The sequence below is a fragment of the Frischella japonica genome, from assembly GCF_014489845.1.
In the GTDB taxonomy this organism is placed as follows: Bacteria; Pseudomonadota; Gammaproteobacteria; order Enterobacterales; family Orbaceae; genus Frischella; species Frischella japonica.
In genome coordinates, this window is record NZ_JABURY010000006.1 from 1 (window position 1) to 26,001 (window position 26,001).

General features: G+C 36.5%; 21 protein-coding genes. 1 reads left to right on the forward strand and 20 read right to left on the reverse strand.

Features of this window, described 5'->3' with window-relative positions; genetic code table 11:
* Positions 1-643: 643 nt before the first annotated feature.
* Entirely contained in the window at positions 644-1,618 is a 975-nt protein-coding gene (locus tag FcAc13_RS01410) for an ornithine cyclodeaminase family protein (RefSeq protein WP_187754423.1), read from the reverse strand.
* A 287-nt stretch (positions 1,619-1,905) separates the two neighbouring features.
* Between FcAc13_RS01410 and purL the strand changes: the two genes are divergently transcribed.
* Positions 1,906-5,790: a phosphoribosylformylglycinamidine synthase gene (gene purL / locus FcAc13_RS01415; RefSeq protein ID WP_223064496.1), complete on the forward strand. Its 3,885-nt coding sequence runs from the start codon at positions 1,906-1,908 to the stop codon at positions 5,788-5,790.
* A 79-nt stretch (positions 5,791-5,869) separates the two neighbouring features.
* On the opposite strand, the gene pflA is transcribed toward purL, so the two are convergent.
* From pflA to ltrA, 19 genes are all read right to left on the reverse strand, one after another.
* Positions 5,870-6,649 (reverse strand): pyruvate formate lyase 1-activating protein, encoded by a 780-nt coding sequence (pflA, locus tag FcAc13_RS01420; RefSeq protein WP_223064497.1) that lies wholly within the window; start codon positions 6,647-6,649, stop codon positions 5,870-5,872.
* Positions 6,650-6,992: 343 nt separating this feature from the next.
* Entirely contained in the window at positions 6,993-7,568 is a 576-nt protein-coding gene (locus FcAc13_RS01425) for a TerD family protein (protein ID WP_187754424.1), read from the reverse strand.
* A 16-nt stretch (positions 7,569-7,584) separates the two neighbouring features.
* On the reverse strand, positions 7,585-8,163 hold the full coding sequence (locus tag FcAc13_RS01430) for a TerD family protein (RefSeq protein ID WP_187754425.1): 579 nt from the start codon (positions 8,161-8,163) through the stop codon (positions 7,585-7,587).
* A 29-nt stretch (positions 8,164-8,192) separates the two neighbouring features.
* A complete protein-coding gene (locus FcAc13_RS01435) occupies positions 8,193-9,227 on the reverse strand; it encodes a TerC/Alx family metal homeostasis membrane protein (RefSeq protein WP_187754426.1) in 1,035 nt (344 codons plus the stop codon).
* A 142-nt stretch (positions 9,228-9,369) separates the two neighbouring features.
* Positions 9,370-10,539: a TerD family protein gene (locus tag FcAc13_RS01440; RefSeq protein WP_425499461.1), complete on the reverse strand. Its 1,170-nt coding sequence runs from the start codon at positions 10,537-10,539 to the stop codon at positions 9,370-9,372.
* The gene (locus tag FcAc13_RS01445; protein ID WP_187754428.1) at positions 10,539-11,132 is read right to left on the reverse strand and encodes a TerD family protein; all 594 of its coding nucleotides are present in this window, start codon (positions 11,130-11,132) and stop codon (positions 10,539-10,541) included. Before FcAc13_RS01445 ends, FcAc13_RS01440 begins: the two co-directional genes overlap by 1 nt.
* Positions 11,133-11,208: 76 nt before the next feature.
* A complete protein-coding gene (locus FcAc13_RS01450; protein ID WP_187754429.1) occupies positions 11,209-12,117 on the reverse strand; it encodes an HpcH/HpaI aldolase/citrate lyase family protein in 909 nt (302 codons plus the stop codon).
* Entirely contained in the window at positions 12,117-13,193 is a 1,077-nt protein-coding gene (locus tag FcAc13_RS01455) for a cysteine protease StiP domain-containing protein (protein ID WP_187754823.1), read from the reverse strand. The genes FcAc13_RS01450 and FcAc13_RS01455 overlap by 1 nt, the downstream gene beginning before the upstream one ends.
* Positions 13,194-13,195: 2 nt before the next feature.
* Positions 13,196-13,984, reverse strand: coding sequence for an HAD family hydrolase (locus tag FcAc13_RS01460; RefSeq protein WP_187754430.1), 789 nt, complete (start codon positions 13,982-13,984; stop codon positions 13,196-13,198).
* A complete protein-coding gene (locus tag FcAc13_RS01465; protein ID WP_187754431.1) occupies positions 13,977-15,098 on the reverse strand; it encodes a phosphoribosyltransferase domain-containing protein in 1,122 nt (373 codons plus the stop codon). The genes FcAc13_RS01460 and FcAc13_RS01465 overlap by 8 nt, the downstream gene beginning before the upstream one ends.
* The gene (locus tag FcAc13_RS01470; protein WP_223064498.1) at positions 15,095-16,165 is read right to left on the reverse strand and encodes an ATP-grasp domain-containing protein; all 1,071 of its coding nucleotides are present in this window, start codon (positions 16,163-16,165) and stop codon (positions 15,095-15,097) included. Before FcAc13_RS01470 ends, FcAc13_RS01465 begins: the two co-directional genes overlap by 4 nt.
* A 36-nt stretch (positions 16,166-16,201) precedes the next feature.
* Positions 16,202-16,807 carry an HAD family hydrolase gene (locus FcAc13_RS01475; protein WP_187754432.1) on the reverse strand — a complete coding sequence of 202 codons (606 nt, stop codon included), beginning with the start codon at positions 16,805-16,807 and terminating at the stop codon, positions 16,202-16,204.
* Positions 16,808-16,930: 123 nt separating this feature from the next.
* Positions 16,931-18,430, reverse strand: coding sequence for a helix-hairpin-helix domain-containing protein (locus tag FcAc13_RS01480; protein WP_187754433.1), 1,500 nt, complete (start codon positions 18,428-18,430; stop codon positions 16,931-16,933).
* 41 nt (positions 18,431-18,471) lie between these two features.
* Positions 18,472-19,980 carry a PP2C family serine/threonine-protein phosphatase gene (locus FcAc13_RS01485; RefSeq protein ID WP_187754434.1) on the reverse strand — a complete coding sequence of 503 codons (1,509 nt, stop codon included), beginning with the start codon at positions 19,978-19,980 and terminating at the stop codon, positions 18,472-18,474.
* Positions 19,980-21,005: a TerY-C metal binding domain-containing protein gene (locus FcAc13_RS01490; RefSeq protein ID WP_187754435.1), complete on the reverse strand. Its 1,026-nt coding sequence runs from the start codon at positions 21,003-21,005 to the stop codon at positions 19,980-19,982. Before FcAc13_RS01490 ends, FcAc13_RS01485 begins: the two co-directional genes overlap by 1 nt.
* 17 nt (positions 21,006-21,022) lie before the next feature.
* Entirely contained in the window at positions 21,023-21,661 is a 639-nt protein-coding gene (locus FcAc13_RS01495; protein ID WP_187754436.1) for a vWA domain-containing protein, read from the reverse strand.
* Positions 21,661-22,302, reverse strand: coding sequence for a TerD family protein (locus FcAc13_RS01500; RefSeq protein WP_187754437.1), 642 nt, complete (start codon positions 22,300-22,302; stop codon positions 21,661-21,663). Before FcAc13_RS01500 ends, FcAc13_RS01495 begins: the two co-directional genes overlap by 1 nt.
* Positions 22,303-22,339: 37 nt before the next feature.
* Complete coding sequence (locus FcAc13_RS01505) at positions 22,340-22,978, reverse strand: vWA domain-containing protein (protein WP_187754438.1); 639 nt, start codon at positions 22,976-22,978, stop codon at positions 22,340-22,342.
* A gap of 957 nt (positions 22,979-23,935) precedes the next feature.
* A complete protein-coding gene (gene ltrA / locus FcAc13_RS01510) occupies positions 23,936-25,600 on the reverse strand; it encodes a group II intron reverse transcriptase/maturase (protein ID WP_223064499.1) in 1,665 nt (554 codons plus the stop codon).
* Positions 25,601-26,001: the final 401 nt, after the last annotated feature.

A 26,001-nucleotide genomic window follows, 5' to 3' on the forward strand; every position in this document is an offset into this window, starting at 1 on the left:
TTATCTAAATCCATTAATCGAAAGTGTAGTTTATCTTTGATGGGCATTCAAGCTTTATGTTTAATATTAGAAATAAATATTATTATTGTTAAACTAATTTGTTGTTTATTCATCTAAATTTAATTGGACGGTTTTGGGGGGCTGTGCTCTTTAGAGTAGGGATGATAAAAGCGATACCCACAGCATTGCTTTTTTGTAAGGGGTTATTGTTTCAATGATTAAACTCGGTCCAACCGCTACATGAGCTTAAGCAATAGCAACAAATAAACGTAAATTTATTTGGCAGAATAATATTAACCTTTATCATGAAAAAGGTATCAAGTGAAGTGAAAACATTCTGTACGCTTAGCTTTGCTAGTGCTGATTTTAGTGGTTAATATCTTGGTTCGAATTTGGCTTAACGAATAACCCTTTAAAAACTATCTGAAATACCAATTGAGGTATGATCCAAACTAAATTGTTTTTCGCATTTAGAAAAATGTAAAACCTATATTGGCACGCTCAACCTTAGCTATGGTATAAATATCAAAAAATGACATAACTCACTAGTGATAGTGAGTATTTTTATAAAGTAGTTTGACATAATTTCCATCAATAGACCTTATTAAAGGTTATAAAATCATTGTATTTTGTCTGTAATTAATTAAATGTTAATACCAATATTCATGGCTTTTGCTTTGCAATAAATATCATAACCAACATAGACATCTAATATTGCCGTACCCACACTTTTAAAGAGTGTAATTTGCTGATCATTTTGCCGCCCATATTGTCTATTTAATACTAATTCTCCTAGTTCGATAAATTCTTCAGGTTTAACGAGGTTAGCTTGTATTGGGTCAATAATATCACCGGCTTCGCTAAATACACCTTCTTTCGTATCTAGGACTTTTAATGATGCTTGTTTAACAATGTTTTCCGGAATTTCATGCATTTCGGGTGTGTAAGAACCGATTCCATTAATATGTGTACCTGCTTGTACTAATGCACCATTAAAGGTTGCTTGATGTGATGTTGTAACAGTTGTAATAATATCGGCTTTGGCAATATCTGCATCAAGATTTTGGGAATAATACATATTAGCACCAAAATGGGCAAATCGATGATTCATATCATAGATAAATTGCTGAGCTTTAGCTTTGTTTAACCCATAAATTGCCACATTTTTCAATTTTCTTACGGTTAGCATGGCTTCTAACTGTGAGGCAGCTTGCCCACCAGTACCAATTAATACTGCGTTATCGCACTCTTTTTTAGCCAATAATTCGGTCGCGGCACCTTGTACGGCTCCGGTACGCAACTGTGTTAAATAAGTACCGTCAATCATTGCACATACTTCACCTGTTTGTGGCTCAAGGATAAAAACTTGTGCGGGAACGGCTGGTTTGCCTAATTGTGGATTAGCTGGGAAAATTGATACGACTTTTAAACCACAAATATCTAAATCTTTAATGTGGGCTGGCATAATCAGTGTTTGCCCATGCTGTGAACGAAAATGGTTACGTAAGGGTACATCACTTTGTCCTTCAGTGTAACTTTTCAAAGCTTGTTTATCCGCTTCGATAGCATCGCGCATAGTATAAATTTGCTGAATATCATTGGCACGGAGTATTAACATAGTTTTTCCTTGCTAAACGTTAGTGGTATCAGATAATAATTAATATGAAGCTATTTTTTATTTATAGGCAAATACTAACTTTAAGGTTTAAAGCTAAATTGCTACCAAAGCATATGCTAGGTTAAATTGAACGTCAAATAATAGTTTTTGCTGAAAAGTAATCTGATAATAAGTCATGATTTATCATTCACTTCACTGAAGAGATAATTTAAATTTTAACCATTTTCATTTATACTAATGCTCTATTTTCAGTTAGCCGATTATAATCTTAATAAAAGAGAATTATTATGGAAATCTTACGTGGCTCACCTGCATTATCGACCTTTCGAATAAATAAATTGCTTACTCTTTGTCATAATCAACACCTCCTTATTGAAAAAATTTATGCTGAATATGTACACTTCGTTGATTTATCTGCGCCATTAGAACGTGATGAAAAGTTGACCTTAAATCAGTTATTAAGCTATGGCCCTCACGCTGAACAACAGGAATTAACGGGACAGATTTTTGTGGTGATACCAAGAATTGGTACAATTTCACCATGGTCTTCAAAAGCTACCGATATCGCACATAATTGTGGTTTAAAACAGATTAGACGAATTGAACGTGGGATTGTTTACTGTATTGAAGGTGAATTGTTAACAGAGTCTCAATTCACTGAGTTCAGTGCATTAATTCATGACCGTATGATGGAAAGTGTATTAACGAATTTAGCGGATGCTGAACAATTATTTTCCTTACAGCAGCCAGCGCCATTAACTACAATTGATATTTTAACGCAAGGTCGCCAAGCGTTGGAAGAAGCCAATAAACAATTGGGATTAGCGCTAGCAAGCGATGAAATTGAATACTTATTGGAAAGTTTTAATCAATTACAACGTAATCCGAGTGATATTGAACTGTATATGTTTGCGCAGGCAAATTCTGAGCATTGTCGGCATAAAATTTTTAATGCTGATTGGATAATTGATGGAAAACCGCAAACGAAATCATTATTTAAAATGATTAAAAATTCCTTTGAAAAAACACCAGAGTTTGTCTCTTCAGCATATAAAGATAATGCAGCGGTGATGGATGGCTCAATGGTGGGGCGTTTTTTTGCTGATAGTGATAATAATAGCTATCGATTTCATCAAGAATATGCTGATATTTTGATGAAAGTGGAAACACATAACCATCCGACTGCTATTTCACCTTGGCCGGGTGCGGCAACGGGGAGTGGGGGTGAAATTCGTGATGAAGGTGCAACGGGTCGAGGAGCGAAGCCAAAAGCGGGCCTAGTCGGTTTTTCCGTATCTAATTTACGGATCCCGAATTTTGAGCAACCATGGGAAGAGGACTTTGGTAAGCCTGATCGTATTGTTTCGGCATTAGATATTATGCTTGAAGGTCCTTTAGGTGGTGCAGCATTCAATAATGAATTTGGTCGTCCGGCATTGCTTGGGTATTTCCGCACTTATGAAGAAGAAGTGCAAAGTCATAATGGTAAGGAATTACGCGGTTATCATAAACCAATCATGTTAGCCGGTGGTATAGGTAATATTCGTAAGGAACATATTCAAAAAGGTGAATTTCCACCCGGATCAAAATTAATCGTATTAGGTGGTCCATCGATGAATATTGGTTTAGGGGGGGGAGCTGCCTCATCAATGACTTCCGGTCAATCAGACGAAAATTTAGATTTTGCCTCCGTACAACGTGATAATCCCGAAATGGAACGACGCTGCCAGGAAGTAATTGACCATTGTTGGCAATTGGGCGAAAACAATCCAATTTTATTTATTCATGATGTCGGCGCTGGGGGATTGTCTAATGCTATGCCTGAACTAGTGAGTGATGGCGGTTGTGGCGGACAGTTTGAATTACGCAAAATATTAAACGATGAGCAGGGAATGTCGCCGTTACAAATTTGGTGTAATGAATCTCAAGAGCGTTATGTATTAGCGATTGCACCCGAAAGTTTATCATTATTTGAGGCATTATGCCGGCGAGAACGGGCGCCTTATGCCGTTATTGGTGAAGCGACGGCTAAGCAAGATTTAGTCTTGCACGATGAGTATTTTAACAATAATCCCATTGATTTACCGCTAGATGTGCTACTAGGTAAAACGCCTAAAATGTTACGTAATGTCACCTCACAACAGGCTAAAGGTGATCATTTAGCGCTAGAAAAAATAGATATTGCTGATGCGATTAAACGAGTCCTTCATCTACCAACCGTGGCAGAAAAAACCTTTTTAATTACCATTGGTGATCGCTCGGTAACTGGGATGGTAACGCGTGATCAAATGGTTGGACCTTGGCAGATTCCGGTTGCCGATTGTGCTGTTACATCTGCTAGTTTAGATAGTTATTATGGTGAAGCGATGGCGATGGGAGAACGAGCACCGGTAGCCTTACTCGATTTTGCTGCCTCTGCCAGATTGGCAGTTGGTGAGGCATTAACTAATATTGCAGGCAACCAGATTGGTGATATAAAACGGATAAAATTGTCGGCTAATTGGATGGCGGCGGCCGGTCATGCAGGTGAAGACGCAGGGTTATATGCCGCAGTAAAAGCCGTTGGTGAAGAACTTTGCCCTGCTTTGGGGTTAGCCATTCCAGTGGGTAAAGACTCCATGTCAATGAAAACAACATGGCATGAAAATGGTATTCAAAAAGAGATGACAGCACCATTATCTTTAGTGATTTCAGCATTTGCGCGCGTTGAAGATGTGCGAAAAACGGTTACACCGCAATTAACGACATCGGCTAATCGTTTATTGTTTATTGATTTAGGTTGTGGACAGCAAACCATAGGAGCTACTGCATTAGCACAAGTTTATCGTCATTTAGGTAATCAAGCTGCCGATGTCCGAAATGTGGAAGTATTGGCGAACTTCTATCGAGCAATGCAACAGTTAGTGGAAAAAAGTCAGATTGTTGCTTATCACGATCGTTCTGACGGGGGATTGATTGTCACATTATTAGAAATGGCTTTTGCAGGACATTGTGGTTTAGCCATAGATATTTCAGCTTTAGGCGATAATCCAATCACCGCATTATTTACTGAAGAGCTTGGTTGTGTTATTCAGGTTGCTGATAACGCACTGAAGGATGTAAATCATTGTTTAGCTTCTTTTGGGCTGGCTGATTATGTTTATGATCTAGGTCAGTCAACGGTGGGCGATCAGATAACCATTATTCATAATCAGCAATTGATTTACCAACAAAAACGCAGCCTGTTAAGAACTGTATGGGCTGAAACAACGTGGCAAATGCAACGGTTACGAGATAATCCAGAATGTGCTGATGATGAACACTTTGCCAAACAGCGTGAAGAGGATCCAGGATTGAACGTTAAATTGACGTTTGATATTCATGAGGATATTGCTGCACCTTATATTGTAAAAGGTATTAAACCTAAAATTGCGATATTGCGTGAACAAGGTGTGAATTCTCATGTTGAAATGGCTGCTGCATTTTATCGTGTTGGATTTGCTGCGTTTGATGTTCATATGACGGATCTCTTATCAGGCAGAACGCAATTAGATGATTTTCAAGCATTAGTTGCCTGTGGTGGTTTCTCTTATGGTGATGTTTTAGGTGCAGGTGGTGGTTGGGCTAAGTCAATTTTATTTAATCCTGCAGTGCGTGATGCCTTTGCGAGATTTTTCCAACGTTCAGATACCTTATCATTAGGAGTATGTAATGGTTGCCAAATGATGTCACACCTCAAAGAGTTAATACCTGGCGCTGAGTTATGGCCACGTTTTGTTCGTAATTTATCTGAACGTTTTGAAGCACGTTTTAGTTTAGTGCAAATTCAAAACAGTCCATCACTCTTTTTTGATGGTATGGCTCAATCGCATATGCCTATCGCCGTATCACATGGTGAGGGACGTGTTGAGGTTAAGGATAATGAACATTTAAATGCATTGGAACAATCACAGTTAGTCGCCGTGCGCTATATTGATCATTTTGCAACTGTTACCGAGGATTATCCAGCTAATCCAAATGGTTCGCCACGCGGTATTACAGCCGTCACTACGCCAGATGGTCGAGCAACGATTATGATGCCACACCCAGAGCGGGTGTTTAGAACGGTGAGCAATTCATGGCATCCTGATAATTGGGGCGAAGATAGTCCGTGGATGCGAATGTTCCGTAATGCGCGTAAACAATTAAATTAAAAATGGTAGTAAAAATAAAAGGGGCATCATTAAGATTAGCCCCTTTTTAATTGTAATCACCATGATTTGATAACAATCACTATTTACTAAAGGTAACTTCATGGCCATAGCTTTGGATAATTTGTTGAATACGATCCATAGTTTCACGTGGTGGTGGTTCGACTCCTTCCAACATATATTTATCGCCTAAGGTAGCCCATTTGTATGCCCCCATTTTGTGATAAGGAAGCATTTCGACTTTTTCAATATTTTGCATACCTTGAATAAATTTACCTAGACGATGGGCTGAATCATCATCATCAGACCAACCCGGTACAACCACATAACGAATCCATGTGCGTTTATTAATTTTTTGCAAATATTTGGCGAATTCTAAAACACGTTTATTCGATACGCCGACTAGTTTTTGATGAATATCATCGTTAAGTTGTTTAAGATCAAGCATAACTAAATCAGTTTGTTCCATTAAAGCATTGGTCGTTGCATCAATATTACGTGCATAACCATTAGTATCTAAACAGGTGCCAATACCTTGCTCATGACAGGCTTTAAACCATTGTGTTACAAACTCGGCTTGCAGCATGGCTTCACCACCTGAAGCAGTAACACCGCCGCCATTGGGAATGATGAAATGTTTGTAAGTTACAATCTCTTTCATCAGCTCATCAACGGTAACTTCACGACCTGCTTTAAGATCCCAAGTATCGCGGTTATGGCAATACAGACAACGCATTAGGCAGCCTTGAAAAAAAACGATAAAACGAATACCGGGACCATCCACCGTACCAAAGGATTCAAAAGAGTGAATCCGACCCTTTATCGCTTGTTTGGTTGTCATAATAATATTTTGTTGCTCCATAAATAATCTCTAATAATTGCTCACATTGTTGTAACTGAGACATTTTAACCTAGATAACTTTCGATATATATCAATTGTAACAATTAAATATGGGTTTTATTTTTCCCATACAATCTATTTTAAATGATCAATGTGGGATTTTTAACGCAGCCAATTGGGTTAAACAATAGATAACGTGAAGGTAAAATACATAATAGAGGAATAAAAAATAGTGCCCAAAAGGACACTATTTTGCTTTTTAATTACTTTATTGCAACGTTTAATAAAATGTTAAGTCAATTTATAGGAAAACCTAAAAAGTAGACTAATTAATATTTTATTCGTTTACATGCTGTGAAAAAGGTTAAATGGAAACACCATAGTTTGCAGCAACGGCAGCTAAACCACCGGCAAATCCCTGACCGACGGCTTTGAATTTCCATTCAGAACCATGGCGATATAGTTCACCGAATATCATAGCGGTTTCTGTTGAAGCATCTTCTGACAGATCGAAACGCGCTATTTCAACACCAGTATCATTATTAAAAATGCGAATAAAGCTATTACTTACCATACCGAAGTTTTGCTTACGCTTTTCAGCATCATAGATAGTTACACTAAATACCAGTTTTTTTACATCAGCTGGCACTTGCGTTAAGTTAATTTTAAGTTGTTCATCATCGCCGTCACCTTCACCAGTTAGGTTATCGCCCTGATGCTCAACTGAGCCGCACGGGCTCGTTTTGTTATTAAAGAAAATAAAATGAGAATCTGACAAGACTTTATCATTCTCGCTAACCATAAATAAGGAAGCGTCTAAATCAAATGCTTGTCCGTCTGTAACTCTTGCATCCCAACCTAAGCCAACCATAGCTACAGTCATAGTAGGTGCTTCTTTAGTTAATGATACATTGCCACCTTTAACTAATGATACTGCCATTTATAATACCTCCAGATTAAGATGCATTAATACCATATTGTTGACATACTGAAGCTAAACCACCGGCATAGCCTTGTCCAACAGCGCGGAATTTCCATTCACCATTATGACGATAAAGTTCACCAAATAACATTGCTGTTTCAGTAGAAGCATCTTCGGTTAAATCGTAACGAGCAACTTCAATTTGAGAATCATCATTAACTAAGCGAATAAATGCCCCTGTAACTTGACCAAAGCTTTGTTTACGAACTGTAGCATCGTGAATGGTTACCACAAACACTAATTTAGCAACATCAGCGGGAATTTTATCCAGTTTGATTTTAATTGATTCATCATCACCTTCACCTTCACCGGTTCTATTATCACCCGTATGTTCGACAGAACCATCAGCTGAACGTAAGTTATTATAAAATATGAAGTCTGAATCACTACGCACTTTGCCATTGTCAGCTAAAAGGAAAACTGAAGCATCAAGGTCATAATCTTGACCATCGGTAGCACGTACATCCCAACCTAATCCAATTAGGACATTCTTCATACCTGGATCAGTTTTACTTAAAGAAACATTACCACCTTTAGAAAGTGAAACACCCATTTTAAACTCCTTGTATTATTAAATTACATTTACTTATTTTCATCTTCTTGTTTAGAAGGGAATAAAAAACTGGCAATAATACCGATAGCTAATACAACTAATATGATAATTAGGCTTGCTGTAGCTGAAATACTATAACCATGATGCCATAAATGCTCTGAGGCATTTAAAAATAATTTAAAAGCAATAAAAAATAATATGACAACAACGGATTTTTCGAGATGCACTAAAAATCGTTTTAATGCTTCTAAAACAAAATATAAACTACGTAAGCCAAGAATGGCGAACATCATTGCGCTATAAATTATCAATGGTTCGCGACTTACCGCAATAACAGCTGGCACTGAATCAAATGCAAACATGACATCGGAAATTTCAATAACTGCTAAACATAAAAATAGAGGCGTGGCATAGATGGCAGATTTTGCTGTGCGATTTACCACAAGATCTTTATTTTCGGGTTTAGTTAATTCTTCATCGACATGTTGCCGATTAATAAAGAAATTGTGACCATATATTTTTGGCCAAACGGGGAAAAATCGTTTAACTAAACGATAAGCCAAATGTTGAGAATAATCTTCGATTTCTTCTTCATTATCATTACTTTTTAGCATCATTACTGCAGTCCACCCGACCACTAGTGCAAACGCTAACTCAACATATGAACCTAAACTAAGTAATCCCGTTCCTATAACAACAAAAATACCTCTAAATATAATGGCGCCTATAATGCCCCAATACAAAATTCGATGCCAGTATTTGCTTGGTATGGAAAACCAAGAGAAAATGGCCATCATCACAAAGAGATTATCAACTGACAGCACTTTTTCTAAGGCATAACCGGTTAAAAACAAACTTCCGACCTCAGAACCAAAATCGTAAAAAAGATATGCTGCAAATAGCATGGATACGGCAATCCAAAACACAGACCAAAGTGCAGCACTTTTTAAACTAATTACACTATCTTTACGATGTGAAAAGAGATCAATAAAAAGGGCACCAACCAATAAAACTACAAATACAATGGCGGTTTGAATTGGGAAACCAAGAAATGTTGTTGTCATTTTCATCCTAACTTATTCATAAATTTATTTATTAGTTCTAATACATCATATGATTTACCATAACATTGTTTTAGAACGACTTTCTTACTTCTATTTATATTTTAATGATTTATAGGGATTTTAACACAATTAATTACTTAATTTATTTTCTCCCTGCACTCCATCTAAAACCCCAACCATAGGCATAATCTAATTCTCTTTGGCTACGAAAATAGCGATTAATACGTTCGACGTTTATCGCCCCATTATCATTTTTTAATCGTGCTATAGCACATAAGATATTGCTGTTATTGCCATCGGTGAGAAATGTTTCAATGACAGGTTGATCGGGTACATGAATGCGGACGACACCATCGGCTTGGCTCCAATTAGGCAGTCCTTCGTAGATAAAGGTGTAAATTAACACTTCATCAATATTATTCCAATGTGAGCCATTAATGTATATCCATTCACCATCTTGATTTGCACCAGTACGATCATCACCCATAAGTTCAACATAACATGGAGATTGAAATGAGCCAAAACAATTACCAAGCGCTTGAATCACATGAATACTCTGATCTTTTAACCTTACAAAGGCCGCTAGATCTAAGTCAATATTTGGAGACCGATTAAAGAACTCTGATAAGAATCCTTTTTTCGTGGGCTGTTCTTGTTTGTTCCAGTTTAAGTTTATGCCAATTTTTCCATAATCATTTCTTTTCGAAAGACTGACGGATGTTCTATCTTTAGATAATGAAATTTTATTTAAATTTACACTACTGCTTGTGGTGGTATTATTTACTGTAGAAGTAGGAACGGGAGGCGTCGGTTCATCGATGACATTGACACCAAAATGTTCGGCTAAAGGTTTTAATCCACCATTGAATCCCTGTGCAATAAATCTAAATTTCCATTCGGTATTACGACGATAAATTTCTCCCATAATCAGCGCTTTTTCTTGTCGGTTGTTGATATCAACTTCACCAAGTGCGATGACTTCATTATTACAATCGAGTTGAATCGATAAATTTTTTAATTGACTAATTGGCGAGTATTGATCACAAGTAATAGTAAAAGCAATTTTTTGTACTTCGGCAGATAACTTTGTCAAGTCAACCCGAAACTCATGATTATTATTATGGGTTTGTTGCCAAATAATAGAAGCATCTTGATTTTTTGGTTGACCATAAAAGATCATATCTAAATCATCTTTAACTTTATCATTGGCAAATAATCGAAATGCTGAGGCATCAACAGGTAAGCCAGAATTGATTTTAATATTGATGACACCTTGATTAAGGACTATATTAGCACCTAAAGATAAATTGATCATGGTTTCACCACCTTTTCGACTATCTGTGGATATATATCTTTAATCGTTCTTCCATTACAAGGGAAACCTTGGGCGGTAAAATCCCATGAACCACCATTACGTTTTAATGTGGCAATAATAATGCCAGTATGCGGACCTTGCTCCGTTAATTGATAACGTGCTAATTCTTGATTATTTTGATCTAACACCCGACAAAAGGCATTATCGACATCATTAAAAGTTTGGCCCCTAAAACTATTCACAGTAAAGACTAAATACTCAACCTCAAAAGGCAGTTTTGTTAAATCAACTTTTATGACTTCATCATCACCGTCACCTTCTCCGGTTAGGTTGTCCCCACTATGAATAACAGAACGGCATTTGGATTTTAAATGACAAAACCAAACCTCATCGATATTCTTACCGTTAACATCTAACATTATACAACTAGCATCTAGATCAATAGAGTCGGTAATGCCACCAAATAATGATGATAAAAACCCTTTTTTCTCTTTTTTAATCGGATCCCAGCCGAGACCAAAATGAAGTTTACTTAATGCGGTAGATTGTTTTTTTAGTGAGATGGTTTGGTTCTTATTCAGTGATACCATGTAAATTTCCTCTATCCCTAAAGTTTTCTGATTTTAATAGTATTTAAAATGATTATTTGCTGATGATAACATTTGATTAATAAATTCCAAAATATTTTGCTCGTTCTAAAATATCGGCTGCCCAACGGTGTTGGGTCGTCGGTTCACACATTGAGCCATTTACTTTGAAAACACCTTGTGTGGTGGCTAATATTTGTTGTGCTTCTGTGAATTCTTGTTGTGAAACACGATAGGCCTGATCAATGACTGTGAGTTGTGAAGGGTGGATAATGGTTTTTCCAATTAGACCATGGTTAATATCTAAGATCACCTCTTGCCTTAATAAATCATTATCGGAAAAATGTTCACAAACCGGGGCAGTGAGATAAAAATTGTTCTGTGCAAAAACTGTCACTAACATTTTGATTAGGTAACCAATTGGTCCATCATAAAGCGTCATATTGCGATGGCGGCGTAAACGCAGACCATTCATTAAATCATTTCCACCAATACGTAATACTAGAATTTTATCTCGACAGGGGTGAGCATTTAAAGTATCAGATAATTGCTGCATTTTGATAATATTATAGACATCTTGTGTTTCAAGGGTTGGCATCCAATAGAGTGATGTTGTGCGCAAAGCTTGCCACCAATCATCTAGACAATTTGCATCAAATTTTGGCAATACAAAACCCACCATATAGCTTAGGTCAACATTGGTAATAATCCATTTTGCCATGGCGATATTTCTGGGGCGTACAAAAATAAGCGGTAACTGATTACCAGATGGGTTATTTGTATAAAAACTGGCGACTTGTAACATGGTTTGCTGTAAATTGTGTTTAGCAAACAAAATATCTTCACTTTTAATCGCATCTTCTAGACAAATTATTATTGATTTAAGAGTCGGATATTTATTATTAATAATAATTTTTGTCAGATCGGGATGATTTGCCGGAATATATAAACTGGAACCAATATTCCATGGTGATATCGTCTTATTCATTAAGTAACCTTTTTTATAATAGTGACTGCACGATAATTACCCAATTGACTCTTATCTTCAATAATTTCAATATTTTTATTCTTAGCTAAATAAACTAAGAGTTCAACATCAGGATCATGAATATCTCGAACGAGGACATGATCGGGCACACGTCTAAGTACTGCTCTTGTTGCTTCAGCAATACCAGGTTTAATTCGGTTTAAATTTGAAATATGATATTTATCGGCTAAATGATGAATAACTTGTTGACTTTTTAAGCGTAATTTTTGTTTTTCATCTGGATTAAGGCTTAAAACAGGTAGTTGTTTTAAATCCATCTGGGAACGATGTTGATCAACGATATCGGCTATATATTGGCTGCATTCAAATCGAGTTAAATGATGGCATTCAATACAACCGTGTAAACCTTCATTCAACCAAATAGAACGAGAAATCATGCCCGATACGGGAGCACCCATGATTCCAAATGGAATAAGCCAATCATCATCACTGGCAGATGCCCAGGCATAACCACAGGGATCAGCTAAAACGACCAGTTTTGGACTGCCATGATAACCCGGTCTTTCGGCTAGTGATTGTTGTAATTGTTGGGTAATTGCACCTTTACCGGTCCAGCCATCTACAAAAACAATGCCTGCATGTCCATGTTTTTTTTCAATCCAATCCATTGCGGTGGTATCAATACCACGATCACGAATAATGCTAACACCATAATGATAGCTGGTTTTTCCCAGATCATTTAATGCTCTTTGCAACATGACACCAAGTGGCACACCGGCACGAACTAAGCTAACTAATACGATAGGTGTCGATATGTGTTGTGCTAAGAAAATGGCAAGTTGTAACACTTCTTTGGCTAATCGCGACCCTTCTTTTTGGATCGCTTTTTCAAAGAGATCTAAATGCCAACTGGTTGGTTCAGGTTCATGACTGATCATCTCTGAATAGTGCTTTTTGCCAGATTGGATTAATTTTTCTTTAAGTTCTACCGGTGTCGTTGCCATTTCCACACGTTTAAGTAAGAATTGTACGTCTTGTGTTTTATATGAACCAGAAAAGGGTTTAATATTCTCCATCATCACGCTTTCCCAAAAATTGATTGTTTAATGGTGTCACAAAACTGGCTTTTTTGTGGAATACAAAACCAATTGCATAATTGCATAAAACTAAAATCGCTCAAGCTATCTCCCATACCCAATATTGGGAAAATGCCTCTTTCACGTTTTAATTTATCGAGTAACCAAGCGGTTGCTTTACCTTTTTCTATTGGGGTGGGGATCCACGCAATGTTGTTACCATTGCGATGAATATAAAATCCTTCACTATCCAAAAGGGTTTCTAGCTCATCAGCAAATTGGTAAAGTTCTGCAATGTGATTACTATCACGATGTTTCATTACAAAATAGATAGGTACATCATCATATTCATAATTAATTCTTACCCATGCATTGAGTTTTTGTTGTTGCATCATCTGCTCAATCTGTTGTTGTAAAGTGATTAAACGCTGACTGTAAGGGTGCATGGCGTGGCAAATTTGTTGTTGCCAAGCTGTATCACAATGTCCATTGGGATCTATGATTACCGCGCCATGGGTGGTTATTGCCCAAGAACGAAACGGTAATTTGACCCGTTTTATTTCTTCAGTACCACGTGCTGTAACGGGAATAACATCAGCATATTGTAGTAGCCATTGTACTAATAAAAATTGCTCTTCGGTCATAAAACTGCGAGGCATGAGTGTTCGGTCAAGTGCAGCTATATGTTGAGCTGTAATTTGCCATTCTTGTTGCATTTTGCGCTTAGTTTGAAATAACGTATCATCTAAGTCAGTCAAAACAACTGGTCTGTTTGTTAATGGATTAGGCATAACAAATTACCTCAACATTAGATGAAATCGTTTTTAATTGTTGGATAAATGTGGGATCAATACTATCAACTGACGTTTCAATACATAAGCGGATTTTGTCAAATTGTTGATGAGCAATATTATAAATAAAGTTAGGAATACCTTGTCCATAATTATCCGCAAAGGATAGAGCAGATTTTATTGCCATTCCCTGTGCGATTGGGGAACGGGTGGTGGAAGCAAATAATACTTTCTCACCTTGTTGTTCTAAACGCTCTGCTAATAAAAATGGTTTCCACAGAAATTCCCCCGTGCCAATTACTAAAGTAGTTTTACCAGGATGAGCGGTAACATGGTGACCTAAATTATCTTGACTATGAGTGATACCTAATCGCCCCCAATCTTGTGGACCTACGATAATATTATGCTTTTGACTAGTAACATTAACCGCCGGCATGATAGGTGGTTTGGCATTTAAATTAGGTTGCCATGACCACTGGCCATTTAATAAAGCATAAGTTTGTATTGTAATATTATTATGGCTAAGTTGGTTTTGATTCCAATTGATAAGCGTTAATATAATGATATTTTCAATGTTTTTTAAATAATTGGTATCTAATAAGGCACTGATAAGATTTCTAAATGTGTTACCGGTCGTCATTTCATCATCAATTAATACTAACGTCTTGGCTTGATTCAGACACGATCGCATCGTTGGTTCTGTTGGCAAATAAATAAGATGATCAGTTGCATGGCTATGATTTTCTTTAAATTCACATAACAATTCAGCATCCATCGTATGGCGAGTTGACGTTAATAGAATTGCCTGTTCGAACTTGTTTTTTGCTTCATGGAATACTCCTGCAGCTAATCCAACAGCGGTTTCTGCCATACCGATGAATACTGCGTTACCAGCAATGTCATTCGGTAACATGTGGCTTAATTCGCGATAACTATTACGCATCTTAGCTGGCGAAACAGGAATATGTTTACCTAATATTTTACTGACAAATAAAAAGGCACGTTTAGGATTATTTCTTTCAGCAATATCAAACAGATCTTCTGCTGAAAATTTTCCTTTTTGATAATTAAATGAAAGTGTGCCTCTGATTAACTGTTTTTTATTATAATTCATAATGATATTGTGATTAGATTAGATAAATTTTCTGGATATTCAATTACAGAGGTTGCCGAAATCACCTCAGCTTTTTTGAAATGTTGCTGACAGTAGGTTTGAATTTGTGCTTGGCTAAGGATATCGAGATGGAATAAGACCATCAAACCAGCTAAATTAACCCCACTATATTGGGTATAGCCTACACCACCAGATGGACGCATATTGATTTCTAATAGTAGTGGATGACCGGATTTGTCCATCCGTGTTTGAACATTGACTAGTCCATCTGCCTGCATGATATTTGCACAGCGACAAGCAAGTTCATAAGCGGGACCACTATTTTTAAGATATTGTTTTGACCCGTGCTTTTCTCTAGCTATGGCACATATTACTTCCCCCCGATTGACTACCATATCGACCGAATGTTCTGGCGAATGTAAATATGGCATTAAAACCATTGGTGGGAATGAATCTGCTGCGGCATAAAGCTGAAGATATACACTTGGTTTTACTACTCGTTGTTCAGGATGAGAAAATATTTTGGCTGCCGATACATTGTCATCAAAACGCCAAAAACCCATGCCATAAATACCGTGTACTGGTTTAATACATAATGAATCATAAGGAGGATTATCAATATGTTGTTGTAACTGTTCTAAATGTTCAATCAATATGGAAGGCACAACCGGTAATTGATGCTGTTGCATAAATAAGGCAAAATCCATTTTATTATTTGAGCATTTTAATAAATCTATATCACTTCCGCCGGTGATTAATTTCACACCCATTGCTTCAATTTGTGTTCGATGTTGTTCGAACCAAATAGCATTTTTCACAATATACATAACATCAATATGATATTGAGCAAGAACGTTGATAATAAAAGGTAACTTTTGGTGTTCTTCAGTTGGTTCAATGAAGGCAAAATCAGCAACAGATAAAATTTCATTGCGATTTTCGCGGTGCGAAGCAAAAATTTCTATTGTCAGGTTTTGTTCTTTAATAAATTTCTTTACGGCTAAAATGATGTCTCGTTGAGACGAGAAACCTTCCATAAACCAAATTCTTTTTATTTTATTATCCATATTATCCTAAATGGTGTTGATAGATTTAATTAATATTTATTTTGCATTAATTTCGATAAATTGTTGTTGTTTGTTGGACCACATAAAGCCTTTTTTAGCTAATTTAAGCATCGGAATATCGCCGATGGTATCACCATAGGCATAGCAATTTTCAGTTTGAATTTGGGGATATTGTTTTAAAATTTGATCGACTTTTTCTTCACCATAACAATTCTGGCCTATCATTAATGGCGGTGTACCTAAAAAAGGCGTTGCAATGACATGGGTAAAGTGATTTTGTTTTGCCCATGGTACTAAATAAAGATTAATTGAAGCACTTACCAAAATGCATTCGTCGCCATTTTTAACATGTTTTTCTAATATAGCCATACCTTCAGGACGCATCATCCTCGGTAAAATTGAATCTATGAATTGCGTAACAAACTGCTCCAATTGCGTTGGTGTATATTTTGATAGATAAAGTAATAGGGCTTTATTTTTAACTTGTCCACGTAAATTTCTATTAAAGAAATAACGACAGATTAAAGGTAATATAAAGATCGATTTTAATACAAACCTCGGCCAACCGACAACAAATAAAAGAAAAGGTAATAATGAATCTTTAGTGGTTAAGGTACCGTCAAAATCAAAAAAGACTTTCATTTTTAATGTTAGATTCCTATTAATTTAAAATAAATGTATTCAATCAACTAATTATAATTAATTGTTTAATGATTGAAATTAATTAGTTAATTATATACTTCTAATAATAGATATAAAGATATTTTAATTGTCAATTAATTGGACAACAACTAAACGCCCACCATCTTCGCGTGATAATACAAACTGTGTACCATCTTGAAGCGCTATTTTATCTCCGGTAGCAATTATTGTTTTGTCAGGAAGCGACATTAAATGCTCAATACCTTCATTGACTAACCACCATTGATCTTTGTGCAATATGAAATAGCCGACTCTCTTTTTTAAGTTTTCAGCAAGTCGTTCATTAGGTGCGATCAACCGATTTACATGCCATGGAAATAACGATTGTCCACTCCATACCATTAAACGGTGGTCATCTGGGCGGTAGCTGCCGGTCATTCTGGATGAATAGAGGTTTAAAATAGGTAGTTTACCTTTATAAGGTGTACCACAATAGGGACAAGATGGCGCAGTTTTTCCTGAGAAAACATACCATTGTTGTTCACATTGTTTATTTTGACAGGGTTGAATTAAATCAATGGTTTTAACCAATGCGGTTTCCCATTCATCAGCAGTTGGTCTTTTGGCGGGATCATGAAGACCATCGATGAATGCACGTTCAAATAGTTTGGATAAATATGGACCAGTTATAGTATAAGGAATTTTCGTTGGGTCGCCCCATGGTAATGCCGCTGGGGAGATTTGTTTTATTTTAACAGCATTACTTTTGTCTGTCGGATGTTCAATAAATAAGGCTTTTTCGCCCATTGTCATCGATTCATCTCGCATTTCATCATTAATATCGTGTACCTTGCCACCTCTTAAAGGATGGCGATATAATAAATACATATAAATTAAAACCGCTAAAGCATGACGATCAGTTGTAATACTTGGCAATACCCGCTTAGGATCATCTTTGTTGAGATGGGCTGTTTTGACTACTTCTGGGGCGATAAAATCTGGGGTACCTACAACGTCAGGTGGAAATTTTCCAGGTACAACTAATCCATCGATATCAATGATACAGGCGTGACCTAATTCAGGGTCAATTAATACATTTTTATAACTTAAATCACTATGACATAAACCGGCAGCATGCATTCTTCTTACTGCACGCGATAATTGTAGACATATTTTTAAATAGGTCAGTAAGGTTCCTTTTTCACGTGGATCAAGAAATTTGTTACGATTGCTGGCACTGGCAAACCATTTGCCTTCTTTTTCTCGTCCTTTTATATTCAGGAAATCATTATTTTTCGAACCATATTTGAAAAAGAAATGTTTTTGATAAGTAGGGATAACGAGTCCTAATTGTCCCTGATGTTCAACAATATCAGTTGGCCAACAAAATAGATTGTACCAATAATCACCACCTTGCTGAGTAAAAATATTTTGGAAATAACGTCCAGTAATCATTTCAATCCGTTCACGCGATTGTTGATTTTGTGGTTTTTGATAAAATGCAATGACATAGGATTTATCAGGTGAAAAATAGACGTTTTTCATCGTTCCAGCACCGATAATTTCATCCACATAACTGACTTGTTTACCACTTTTAGTCACACAATTTATAATTTTAGCCATATATCTATTTCTTATATTTAGTACCGATTTATTCTATTAAATTACCATAACACAATTAAAGTTCGATCATCATGGTTGCCAGGAGAAGCAAACGTCATCCAATCTAATAATGCTTTTGATGGATCTGTTGCTGTTTCTAAATATGGGGTCAGCTCATTAGTTAATTGATACCATTTATCTTTATTATTTAGTTGAAAATCTGTTTCAAATTTTGGATCCGAAATACCATCCGTCATTAAGAAAAAATAATCAATATCTTGCCATTTGCCGATCCGAATACGATTGTAAAAATCGAGTTCACGCATAATCGTATTATCGAGGAATCGTGTTTGCCCAGCAAATTCGCCACTATCAGCTACGCTTAATAAGCGAAGGTTATCTTTATAACTAAATGCGGCTATTGCCCCATCACCGACGGAAAATGTTGCAGCAAAAAAGTCATTACCGAGCTTCAACGTTACTGCGGCTAAAACCGTTGTAGAATAGGTTTTAAAGGCATGGTTTGTTTTATCAGCTTCAACTTCAAGCTGTTTTATTGCTAGTACTGCCGCATCACGAAACCAATTTTTAAATTGTAGTCCTACTTGTTGTGTAGCAATATGATCCCATTGTGTAACAAGGCTCACTAATGATTGATTCTCTGTGTCTAAAAGCTGATGTTTAAGGTATTCACCTATGGTAGTAACAGCTAATTTTGACCCCTTTCTGGAGTTACTTGCACTCCCTGCACCATCAGCAACAATGGTAATATTCCATCCATTTGCTAAGTGTTCCACGAAAAAATCATCATCTCGAAATGAGCCAACGTGAGCATGAGAGCGCCCACGACGACTTGCCGCAGCAATTTTAATTTCAGTCGATTCAATATATTGATTGGCAAGGCTAGGTTTAAAATAGGGATCCTTCTCATCGGCCGGGATATCTTTCCATAAACTATTAGGGTCTGGATTAACAATTACCTCAATTTCTGTCGACTCAGTTGCATAGCCCTCGACCCGCCATTTAATTTGTATAGTATAGGTTCCGGCCCTTTGCGGTGTTCCTGCAATGGTTTTGGTCGTATTATTATAATCAAGATTGAGATCAGTATGATTAAACAATACCTGTTCGATAATTAGATTAATATCTGCGGGAAACGATTTAACTTCAATGGCAGCTGAATAAGATTCAGCAACTTTTAGATTAGGTAGACAAAATTGTGGTGTATAACCCATTAATTGCGTGAATATTGGGAGATTAGATTGATTAATATTTTTTTCACTAATTGTCATGCTGTCTATGGCAGATACTATTGAGCTGTTGGTTTTATACTCGAGCCAATGTGTGATCGGTACTGCAAAAGGTAAACTAACTGAAAAATAATCATTTGATTCGCCATAGCCGTCTATTGTCTGTTCTAATTGCTGATGGATGTTGGTAATCAACTTAATAGTTTTATCAAGACTATTTTTAACTGATTCTTGTTGTATTAACTGTGCGATCTTATCTTGAGAAATCCCTGTAATAATTATAGCGATAATTTGTTGGTAAATCTCATCAGTTTTAGACATTATCCTTTTCCTCTTATCACATCAAAATCCTCGTCCGGGCTATCCATATTAAATTGTAACTGCTGTTCACACCACGGGCATATTGCGTCACCTGTATGGTCGATACATAAAAGATTTCCACAATTACAAACAGCAAAAGCGATATTGTTACCACAATGTGGGCAACCTGGTGCACCAATTAATTGATTTGTATTAACTAATAATGCAGTATTTTTATTATCACTCCAGTCAAAATATTCATTATCAACTGGATAACACCCATCTAACTTATATTTATGCTGGTGATTCAGATCAGTTACATTATTGGCAAGTGTATATTTGATCAAATACGGTTGTCTTACATTTGAGCATTTACCGACCAGAACAACACAATTTTCATCATAATACTGAGATGCTTTCGCATCAGAAAAACTAAGGACATTACTATAACTATTAATTGATGTGATATCTTGATTGATATTTTGGCTATGCGCAGAAACAGAAGAGGTTATCCATTTAATAAATTGTGCAAAATCGTCTTGGCTATTGTCATTAAATAATATTACCGTTTCTGTTAGCTGATGCAATATGCTCATATCAGCAGAATGACCAAGGCTAATCGCAATAAAATTGGCTTTATTAGCATATTGTTCTTGCCAAATTTTTATTTCTTCATGAACTTTATCCGTAGGACGACCATCAGTAATTAAGTAAACGATAGGTTTCCAGTCACCTTTGCTTTCCGATGTAGTTTTCTTAAGTGTTGTCTCCATCTGTTGCCGTAACTCACGTAAGGCTGCTCCTAATGATGTTCCTCCCCCAATAGGTAACATCGGGGGATAAAATGAAATCAAATCAATAAGTGGCACAATGGTTTTGGCTTTTCCGGCAAAAGCAATAACTGAGATATATACTGTTTCAAGCGCATGGGGATCGCGTCTTAAATCAGTCACGATTTTTTGGATCCCCTTTTTGAGTTTCTCCAGATTACCGCCTATCATTGATTCAGAACAATCCAAAAGAAAAAAAACCGGCAATCTTCTCATTTTTGTATACTCTATTATTATAAAACTAATTGTATTTCAGGAGGTGGTGCGGGTAAATTATCGGAATTATTATTTACTCCAGCACTGAGACTTCCAGATGCGACACTGGCGGATACCCATTTAAAAAAACCAGCAAAAGCACTTGAATCTAATGTTTCTAAAGCGACAACATGTGATGTCAGTAATTTTAAATGATCAGTATCGGCCTTTTTACCGATTGCACAGGCAATTATAGAAGCAATAGCAAAATTTTTGATGGATTTACATGCTTCAGTATACGCAAACATATCGGAAGGTTTGCCATCGGTCATTAAAAAAACCATTGGCCGCCAGTCACCTTTTTGCTCACTATTGGATTTTTTTATATCCCGATTCATACTGTGCATTAAGCACTCTAATGCTGCACCTGTGAAGGTCGCCCCAGCGTTAGCAACTGTTATATCTTGAAACTGAAACTGTTCCAGCGCGGTTAAAGGTACCACTTCTCTGGCTTCATTATCATAAGTAATGATTGAAATATAAGCACTTTCTAACGCATAGGGATCTTGTCTTAAAGCATTAAGCATTGATTGTATACCGACATTCACTGCGTAAATTGACTCGCCACGCATTGAACCTGATGTATCAATCACTAAATAAACGGGTAATCTTCTCATTATAAATAACTTTGTATATATGATACGAATGTATCGGAATCACTGGCTTGACCAATCGCTTTAAACTGCCAACCACTTGTTTCACGATTTAATTCTGCAAAAATCATTGAGCGTTTATGATTAAATTCAGAGCTAGTTGAGAGATCAAAACGAACCATTTCTAAACCTTTAGCGTCTACTGCTCGAATAAAGGCATTTTGGACTTCACCAAAATGTTGTTTTCGTTTAGTTGCATCATAAATTTGGACGATAAAGACGATTTTTTGATATGTGACATCAAGATCATTTAACTTCAAAATGATTTGTTCATCATCACCATCGCCTTCACCAGTACGATTATCACCTGTAAGCCAAACGTGTCCAGATTTGTGTCGCAAATTATTGAAAAAAATGATATCACCATTATCAAGGGTTTGTTTACCATTTTGTATACTCCCTAGATTGGCTATTTTACCATTGCTGTTGCATAGAAAGGCGACCACATCAAGATCATATTCCTCATTTCCACCACTAAATAGCGTTTGGATAAATGATTTTTTCTTTTCTGCAACATCCCAACCAAGGCCAATTGTGACGTTAGATAAATCATATTGGCTTTTTGATAAACTTACTCCTTGCCCCTTTTTCAAACTGACTGACATAATTTCCTCTCAATATTTGATTCGTGTTTTTTTAATATTATAAAACTATATTGACTTCAGGTGGTGGAGGAGGTAAGTCATCTAGACCAATTACTTCTTTATGGTTAGATTCTACTTTTTGACTTCCTGTTGAGATACTTGCTGAAACCCATTTAAAAAACGCTTTAATCGAATTTGAATCAGCTGTATCTAGCTGTAATACCACTTCTGTGATTTGTTTTAATACGTTGGTATCAACAGATTGCCCTGCAGCACAGGCGATGACCATCCCTTTTTTTACTTTTTCAAAGTCTTTTAAACCTTGTTGCCAATTGTCTGTTGGCATACCATCAGTCATAATAAATACTAATGGACGCCAATCACCTTTGGTTTCATAAGTTGTTTTAACTATTTCCTGTTCAATACATTTAGCTGTAAGTTCTAACGCTTGACCTAGAGATGTTGTTCCAGCAGCCTTTAACTCTGGTGTTTTGAAATTTAACAAATCAGTCAAAGGGATAATTTGTTTTGCAGAACTATCAAATGTGATAACGGAAATGTAGGCAGTTTCTAACGCATAGGGATCTTGCCTTAGTGTTGTTAGTAGAGTTTGTACTCCATTTTTTACGGCTTCTATTGCTTCCCCGTGCATAGAACCTGATGTATCTAATACGAGATAAACGGGTAATCGTCTCATCTATTTTGTCCTCTTAAAAGGAAATATATATTTATTCTATAATGTTATTATTATGCTGATGCGATGATTCGTTATATCAGTTTCAATTAATGAATAATCTGTTCTCTTTAGAAATACTAACATAGTATATTATTTCGATGATAACTTAACGATAATACAGTTGTCAGTTGAGCTTATTATTTATTATTGAGATTATTAATATCATTATTCGTGGTTTATTTGTAAAACAGATTCAATTAAAAACTTCATTCCGTTTGGCGAAATCTTAACATATTTTTTCATCCTAAATCCAATGTAATTTTATTCTTTTCTAAAGGATGAAAAGTCTTTTTTATGTTGTCATCATATAAATCGTTGATTGACATTATCTATATTACAGTAAGTTTAAATATAGCGTTAAAAATGGTTTTCAACATTTTAGGAATTGATAAAAAATTTATTGCTAACAATTTATTAATTGAAGACGAATTGTGAATTTAATTAGTAAAGTGTTACTTAAAATATTCATTAAAATGAGTAACTTATATTTTTGTAAGAATATGATTTGTTAAAACTCAAAACACCAGTAAGGAATGTTTAAGGAATTACTGAATGTGATAATGAGATCGGATTACTTATAAAAAAGGAGGAATTTTCATTCCTCCTATCTTGTTATTACTCACTTGAGTAGGTGTCTCTCTCAGACTAAGACATATTCTTTACCGAATATAGGCTATACAATATCCTTTCGGACATCGTATAACCCCCCTACTCGGATATTGTGAGGGGTAGCTAATTAAAGTTGTTCACTTTAATAGTTCACCTAATTTTTTGATTAAAAAATCAAATGGTTAGGTGAAGAAGTGCTCCCCTTGTCGCACGTCGGGTAGCAACGACACATTACTGTGTCGCCGCCCCCTAAGAACTGTACGAGCGAATTTCTCCGCATACAGCTCAAGCCTTTCTATTAACTTATTGCTAAGTCGGTTTCAATACCTCCAACTTCAGTGCATGAACTTTAGTATGACATACAGGATGTAATAATACCCTATTTTTCAGTTTATTATCTCCACCCTGTACACGGTATATAATATGGTGGTCATGCCATCCCGTCTCTTTTGTGATAGGGAGATGACATAATCCACAACGCCCTTTTTGTTCCTTATACAACCTTTGCCATTGACTTCTGTGCGAATAATCCTCGTACATCCGTTTTTGGTATAATGTTTCGCCGTATAATTCCCATTCAGGTAAAAACGGGTTGTATTCCGATTTTACCTTAACATGACGTTTAATCTCTGTCCTATTGCAAAACAGTAATTCAGTCCATATTTTCTCGCCGTGTCGATTCGTTGTATGTGTCCCGAATATCCAGTCTCTGCTTTGTATCTTTGTAAAGTATTTCTCTTTAACAAATCGTTTCCGCCTATTACCGTGTCTTCGGCAACACCATTTCCAAATCGCTTTCCAGACTAAGTGGTCTACTTTACTGTACGTTTCTTTAGCGACAATGCTACGGTGATAGTTAGCCCATCCCCTTAACATTGGATTTAATTTTCCTATTAGTATGTCTTGTTTAACCATTTTCATGGCACTTATTGTTTCTTTCACCTTGCGATAAAATGCTTTCACATTCTTTTTGCTAGGCTTAATCAACAATTTGCCTTTAAATGATTTCACCGTCCAACCGAGAAAATCAAATCCTTGCTCGATATTAACAACGTGAGTTTTCTTTTCCGATAAGGTTAATCCCCTCTCTTTCAAAAATTCCCGCATTATTGGCAGAACTTCATTTTCAAGTAATTCTTTCGAACTCCCCGATATAATAAAATCGTCCGCATATCGAACCATATACACCTTATTAGCTCGCCGTTGTCTATTTCCAATTACACCAAAGTGTTTAGTTAATAGCTCGTCAATGCTATCTAGTGCCATATTTGCTAAAGTTGGTGAGATGATACCCCCTTGTGGTGTACCCTCTGCCGTCCGTGTAACCTGTCCCATATCTACTACGCCAGATTTTAACCATTTTGCTAATATCCGTTTATTCATCGGAATATTTTCGATTAACCAATCGTGGTTAATATGGTCAAAACAACCCTGTATATCCGCATCCAATACCCATTGCGCCGTTTGTCTCATTTGACTTCCTTTGCGTGAGAATATTTTATGCACGTGGCTTATCGCATCCGCCGTTGAACGATTGATTCGAAAACCATACGAGTTTTTATCCGCCGTTGTTTCTGCAACAGGCTGTAAAGCGAATAAGTACAGCGCTTGCATTGCTCTGTCTTTCATGGTCGGAATGCCTAAAGGGCGCTTCTTTCCATCAGACTTAGGGATATAAACCCGCCTTAATGGCATCGGTTTATATCCTTTACTTGTCAGCGTTGCAATCGCTTCCCATTTACTCTTAGGTGTTGACCATGTAACTTTATCAACCCCTGCCGTTCTTTTACCTCTGTTTTCTGTCACTCTCCGCACCGCTAATTGCTTAGCATACGTTGAGCGTGTTAGTAACCGTTGTAAGCGTTTAACCTTACGGTAGTCACCTTCAATTGTCGCCTTCGCAATCCGTACCTGCAACCCTTTAACATGCTTTGTTGCTTTGACCCAATCAATTTTGTGCCATAGCTCATTCATGTCAGGAGTCGCTGGAGCTGGACTACTTTTAACTTTTTCGTTAAACTTAGTGTACTCTTTCATACTTACTCCTGTAGTAACAGAAATAAGCAGAAATCTACTTGGTTTTTTTGTGAATAATTTCTTCGAGTTGGACCACAAGAAGAAGAATTATTCAGGGTACCAAATAAATTCTACTTCTCTGTCACATGGTGAATTGTTAGAGTAGGGAAATGGGCTTGTTTTCACTTGCCTATTTCCTGTCCTCACCCAATCATTCCCGAAGAAATGACCACAAAAGGATTTGCCAACATCTTACGATGAAAGACCAGTTAGAAGTCTGCACCCTTTCGGATTAGGTCATGTTTCATACCCTATATCAGCCATTACAGCCAATCATTCGCTTTCTCTAACCTCCTTTA